Raw genomic sequence first — 2,116 nt, forward strand, 5'->3', positions numbered from 1 at the left:
TGATCAAGGACACCGGCGAGGCACACCTCTCGGGCGCGAAGCAGGCACAGCTGATCGGCCCCGGCGGCAAGGTCACGATTGATGCCGCCGGGATCACTCTCGAAGGCACAGGCATCTACCTGAAGGCCCCGGTCATCAGCATGAGCGGGGGCAGCGCGGGTGGGCTGGCACCGGTGAGCCCGGCGACATGTGCCGATTGCGCGAAGCGACAGAAGACCACCACGGCGCAACCGGTTGATGTCGCGACCGGCCAGAAGGTGATGGTGCACACGGACTTCGGGTTGCCGGGGCGCATGCCCATCAACTGGGGGCGCAGCTACCGCAGCGAGGATCAGCGGGCCGGTGCGGTGGGGGTGGCGTGGCGGCTGCCGTATTCGACGGAGATCCGCCGCGACGGATCGCAGCTCACGTACTACGACGCCGACGGGCGCAGGTTGCCCTTCCCGCTGCTGGAACCTGGCAGGGAGCACTTCGATCCCATCGAGAAGATCACGCTCGTGCGCGGCCAGGACACTGCCCAGTGGCCCACCTATGCCATGCGTTTCACCAACGGCGTACAGGAGCACTACGCCATTCACCCGACCGACGACGCGCGCTGGCAGCTCCAGCGCGTGACCGACCGCGACGGCAACGTGCTGGTCCTCAGCTATACGCCCCTGGGGTGGCTGCGCGAGGTGCGCAACAACGCGCACACTGTGCGCTGCAAACTGGACGACGCAGGCCGCATTACGGCGGTGTATCTCGACGGCTACGGCGATCCGTTGCTGGCGCACTACACCTACGACGCGAACGGCGATCTGGTCGAGGTGACCGACCGCGCGGGACGCACCTGGCGTTACCAGTACCGCCAGCACCTGCTGACGGGCTACCGTACGCCCTCGGGCGCGATCCACATGTCCGAGTGGGACGGCGATACCCCGCAGGCGCGCGTGACGCGTACGTTCGCCTATGTGGACGACGACGCAGCGCGTCAGGGGTGGCCCGCCATCACGCTCGACACGCGATTCGCCTACCAGCCTGCCAGCAAAACGACGCGTGTCACGGACGCGCTGGGCCGCACCACCGAATACCACTACAACGGTCTGTGGGCGGTGGATCGCATCCTCTACCCGGACGGTAGCACGCGTCTGACTCACTTCGATGAAACCGGCAGCATCAGCGGTTATACCGACGAGCTGGGCCGCGTAACCCGGATGGTCAACGATAGCCGGGGCAACCCGACCACTATCATCGATGCGGCCGGCAACATCACACGCGTGAGCTACAACGACCTGAATCTGCCCGTGCAGGTTACCGACCCGGCGGGCCAGGTCTGGCAGCGCGCTTATGACGACGCGGGCCACCTCACGACCGAAACGGACCCGCTCGGCAACACCACCACCTACACGTACGCGAAGGGTCTGCCCGCGACGCGCACCGATGCGCTGGGCAACGTCACGGCGATGCAGTGGAACGACGCGGGGCAACTCGTGGCGCGCACCGACTGCTCGGGCCATACGACGCAATACGCCTATGACAGCGAAGGCCGGCACATCACGACCACCGACCCGCTGGGCAACGAAAGCTGGCAGGGCTGGGGCGCGGCGCGCGGACGGCTGGAGAGTGTGACACCGGCGGGCCTGGGCGCGTGGAGCGTGGGCTACGACAGCGCGGGCCGTGTCGTGACCCATACGGATCCACTCCAGCGCGTCACGCGCACGCAGTGGGACGCCTACGACCAGCGCCTGAACGTGACCGACCCAGCAGGCGGCACGAATGGCTACGGCTACGATGCGCTCGGGCGGCTGACGGCGCTGACCAACGCGAACGGCGAACAGACCACCTTCGAATACGACAGCCGCGACCGGCTCATTGCGCAGACGGGTTTCGACGGACGGCGGCAGACGTACCGCTACAGCGCGGCGGGCGAGGTCGTCGCGCGCACCGACCACGGCACGGACGGCCAGATCACGACCGACATTGCCTACGATGCGCTGGGCCGCCCGGTCGAGCGGCATTCAAGCGACGGGACGCACGCGAGCTACCGGTACGATGCGCGCGGACTGCTCACGCAGGCACAGGCCACCGCGCCGGGTGAGGAACCGAGCCAGGTCACCTTCGAGTACGACGCGGCGGG

1 protein-coding gene is annotated in these 2,116 nt (G+C 67.7%); it reads left to right on the forward strand.

The genetic code is table 11. From position 1 onward, the window contains the following. Positions 1-2,116: DUF6531 domain-containing protein (locus tag BBA01S_RS39380; protein WP_027821162.1), on the forward strand; the 2,116-nt coding region annotated here is incomplete at both ends.

Source organism: Paraburkholderia bannensis NBRC 103871, assembly GCF_000685015.1.
GTDB lineage: Bacteria > Pseudomonadota > Gammaproteobacteria > Burkholderiales > Burkholderiaceae > Paraburkholderia > Paraburkholderia bannensis.